Below are 3,657 nucleotides of genomic sequence, written 5' to 3' on the forward strand. Positions count from 1 at the left end.
GCAATGGAGATGACGGAAGCCTTGTCCGTCGGACAGGGCTGGCTGACCCTGACCCCGATCGCCATGGCCCGCGCTTGGGCCGCGACGGTAGGTGGTCCGCTTCCCCCCGTCCGGGTCGTGGACGCAGTCCCGGACGCACACGGGAATTGGCTGGCTTGGCCATTCGAGCAGGAGCAGCAGCCCGTCTTCAGTCCAGAGACTGCCCGCCTGATGTCGCGGACGCTGACGCAAACCGGAGACGCTGGCCCCTCTTTCTCGGGTGTGGCCATTGCCGGGGCCGACCAGGCTCAGGTTGCCTGGTACTTGGCGCGGGCCGGGGACGACTCGGCGCCAGTCGTCGCGGTCGTGTTGGAACAGTCCGATCTCGAATCGGCCGAACAGGTTGGGGGCCGAGTCGTGAGGGCGGTGCGCAGGCTGGCCTCGCCGTGACCGACCCGCCGGCCGGAAGAGGGATCCTATTTGAGCTCGTCCGGTCAGCGTCAAGCCGCCGGCCCAGCCCGAACGGTTGTGCGCCAGTGCCAGCGCGCAGTTGGTGGCGAGATGACCAATGTTTGAAGCCCTGACCCAACACCCCCAGGCTGCTTCCTACCGACTGGCCCGAGGCGGGAGCCTCAAGCCCGCCGACATCGAGCAGGGTCTATGCCAAGTCCGCCTGGCGCTGCTCGAAGGCGACGTCCACTCCTAGATCACGAAGGACCTTCTCGATCGGGTAGGACAGCCGGCACCGGGTGAGCAGGTCGCTCGAGCGCTGAACCCCTCCCAACAAGGGGTCAAGATCCTGTACCGGGCGATGGTCCCGACCCTGGGTGAGCCCGGGCGTCTCAACCTGACTGGCAAGCCGCCACGGGTGATCCTGCTGGTGGGTTTGCGGGGGTAAGGGAAGACGACCACCGCCGCGAAAGTGACTGCGCACCTGCGTTCGCTTGGGAATGGGCGACCCTCTTGGGCCGATCGAAAAACCCGAGGCTGTGATCTCGCGCCAGCAGGCCGGAGTCCAGGCCGAACGCATGTACAAGGGTGAATTCACCCTGCAGGACTTCACGGCCTAGCTCAGCCAGGTGCCCAGCTTGGGATCGATTGACCAGTTGCTGGACATGATGCCCGGCGGCGCAGTGCCAGCTGGATCAGACGCTGGCGATCATCCGGTCGATGACCCCGGCCGAGCGCCGCAAGCCGAAACAGCTGGATGCCAGCCGCAAGTGACGGGTGGCGGCCGGTGCAGGCACCAGCGTCCAGCAAGTCAAACAGAGGCTGCGGCAATTCCGGCCAGCACGCACCAGGATGAAACCCCTGGGCAAGCCCGGTAGCCTGGGAAGGGGACGGCGGTTGCCTTGGGCACAGGCCGGCTAGCCGGCAGGTGCAGGTTGTCGCCCAAACCCCCAATCTGCGTGGTCTGGGGTAGAATAGCCAAGGCAAACTTGGGAGTGAGAGAGGGAAGATGGTTCGAATACGACTACGTCGAGTAGGTGCCAAGCATCAGCCCAGCTACCGAATTGTGGCTGCTGAGAAGGAAGACCCTGCGACCGGGGGGTTCCTGGAGATCCTAGGGCACTACAATCCACGGACCCAGCCAGCCACCGTCGACCTGGATGAGGCCAAGTTCTTCCTGTGGATGCGGAACGGGGCCCAGCCCTCGGACTCGGTGGTGAAGATCCTCAAGACCTCCGGGACTTGGGAACGGTGGGACCGGGTCCGCGCCGGAGAGGCGATTGAGGCCGTGGTGGCCGGCGGGGGCCTTCAGCCGGCTGCGGATCCGCGCACCCGGCGCGATGATGTGACGAGCGACAAGCCCTCGAAGAAAGCGAAGAAGGCCTCCGAGGCCGAGGCGCCTGCCGGTGCAGCGGATGCGAGCTAGGTCACCCGAGTCGCCTGGGATGGAGCACGACACGCGCGATGCGACGGCAATGAAGTCGCTGATCGAATACATCGCCCGCTCCCTGGTGGACGATCCCGTTGCGGTCAAAGTGGTCGCCAACCAACGCGGGCGCGAGGTCAAGATCGAACTCACCGTCTCGGATGACGACATGGGTAGGGTGATCGGCCGTTCCGGCCGGGTCGCCAACGCCATGCGCCAGCTGCTGCGGGTTCCAGCCTCCAAGAAGGGGGTGCGAGCGACGCTCGACATCCTCTGATCGAATGCCGGCCCATTCGAACCGAACAACCAAGGCACGCGCCCGGAGCAAGCCGACCTACGTCGCCGCCGGGCGCGTGGTGCGTCCCCACGGTTTGCGAGGCGACCTGCTGGTTGTCCAGGTCTCCGACCTGATTCGCAGCCTGCAGGCCGGCACCCAGGTGTTCCTGGGATCGGAACGGGATCCCTCGACTGTTGCCAGTTGTCGTTTGCACGGCACCCGTTGGCTGCTCCGGCTGGAGGGCTGCGGCGATCGCACCCAGGCCGAGCGTTGGCGAGGCACTGAGGTCGCGGTCCGGGTCGATGATCTGGCGCCTCTGCCGGAGGGCGAGTACTTCTACTGGCAGATCCTGGGTCTGCAGGTGGTCACAGATCAAGGGCAAGACCTAGGGAAGATCGACGAGATCATCGAGACCGGCGCCAACGATGTGTACGTTGTGCGCTCCCCGGATCAGGCGGACATCCTGCTGCCCGCCATTTCGTCTGTCGTGCTCGACGTGGACCTGGCAGCCGCCCAGATGCGCATTCACCTGATCCCAGGCCTGGAGGCACGGTCCTGATCGTCCCGCTGGGACGGCGACCGAGAGCACCGCAGTGAGGCCCGGCCAGCGAGCCGGCTTGAGCTTGCCGGCACGGCTCGGGAAGGCGGACGGGAAACACCATCCACCTGGGGATCCTCAGCACGATTTGAAGATGGCGGTGCACGCCACGTCATCGAGGCCGGGCGCTCGGACGTCGGGGAGCTGCGGCGATCCGGTTGGCTGAAGGAAAGGCGCTTGATCAGCGGCCACCCGGGATCCCTTCCTCGCTTCCCGCGCTGGCCGAGCCCTGCGGCACCGGGGCCTGCACCCCAGTCCTCCCCAGGCAAACCGCCCGGCTGAAGGGGAGTCCCGGACCCGCTCCCGGACGCAGAGCGTACCGATGGGTGGCGCCCATTCCATACGGCGCAAGGCGCTATCCCGGGCCGCGCGCAGCCGGATGCTTGTCCGGGTCGGTCGCCTATGCTAAACTGCGGCTGTTAGTCTGGAAGCGACGAGGCGAAGCGTGGAGAAGACCCGAACCGATTTGATGGTCGACCGCTTGCGCGACCTGCAGGGGAACACGCCGGACATCCAAGCGTCGGCTGTCGTCAGCGTGGACGGCCTGATCATGGCCTCCTCTCTTCCCTCGGGCGTCGAAGAGGACCGGGTTTCGGCGATGTCGGCTGCCATGCTCAGCCTGGGCGAGCGCATCGCCGGCGAGCTGGGCCGAGGCATCCTGGACGAGGTCTACATCCATGGGGATGACGGCTACGTGATCCTGATGTCTTCGGGCGGGAATGCCGTCTTGACGGTTCTGGCCCGGGAACAGGCCCGGCTGGGGCTGGTGCTACTCGAAATGCGGCGCGCCGCCCGGGACCTAGCGAAAGTCGTGGGCTGATGCACGGGGCGAGCGTGCGCCGCCACCGGTTTGGATCTACGTGGGGAGGTCGTCCCAAGGATGACCTCCCCACCGCGTTAAGAGGCCCGATGCCAGAGGCCGAGGGC

6 protein-coding genes are annotated in these 3,657 nt (G+C 66.4%); all 6 read left to right on the forward strand.

Translation table 11 applies throughout. From position 1 onward, the window contains the following. Positions 1–429, forward strand: a 429-nt coding sequence (locus MUO23_05730) for a hypothetical protein (GenBank protein MCJ7512453.1), incomplete at its 5' end; no start/stop codon positions are given. 118 nt (positions 430–547) lie between these two features. Beyond that, positions 548–685: a hypothetical protein gene (locus tag MUO23_05735; GenBank protein ID MCJ7512454.1), complete on the forward strand. Its 138-nt coding sequence runs from the start codon at positions 548–550 to the stop codon at positions 683–685. Between the two features lie 753 nt (positions 686–1,438). Beyond that, positions 1,439–1,855: a 30S ribosomal protein S16 gene (gene rpsP, locus MUO23_05740; GenBank protein ID MCJ7512455.1), complete on the forward strand. Its 417-nt coding sequence runs from the start codon at positions 1,439–1,441 to the stop codon at positions 1,853–1,855. A 49-nt stretch (positions 1,856–1,904) separates the two neighbouring features. Next, entirely contained in the window at positions 1,905–2,132 is a 228-nt protein-coding gene (locus MUO23_05745) for a KH domain-containing protein (GenBank protein ID MCJ7512456.1), read from the forward strand. Positions 2,133–2,136: 4 nt separating this feature from the next. Then, positions 2,137–2,691, forward strand: a complete 555-nt coding sequence (gene rimM, locus MUO23_05750; protein ID MCJ7512457.1) for a ribosome maturation factor RimM — start codon at positions 2,137–2,139, stop codon at positions 2,689–2,691. 484 nt (positions 2,692–3,175) lie between these two features. Further along, a complete protein-coding gene (locus MUO23_05755; protein MCJ7512458.1) occupies positions 3,176–3,550 on the forward strand; it encodes a roadblock/LC7 domain-containing protein in 375 nt (124 codons plus the stop codon). Positions 3,551–3,657 lie beyond the last annotated feature (107 nt).

The organism is Anaerolineales bacterium, assembly GCA_022866145.1.
Classification (GTDB): Bacteria; Chloroflexota; Anaerolineae; order Anaerolineales; family E44-bin32; genus PFL42.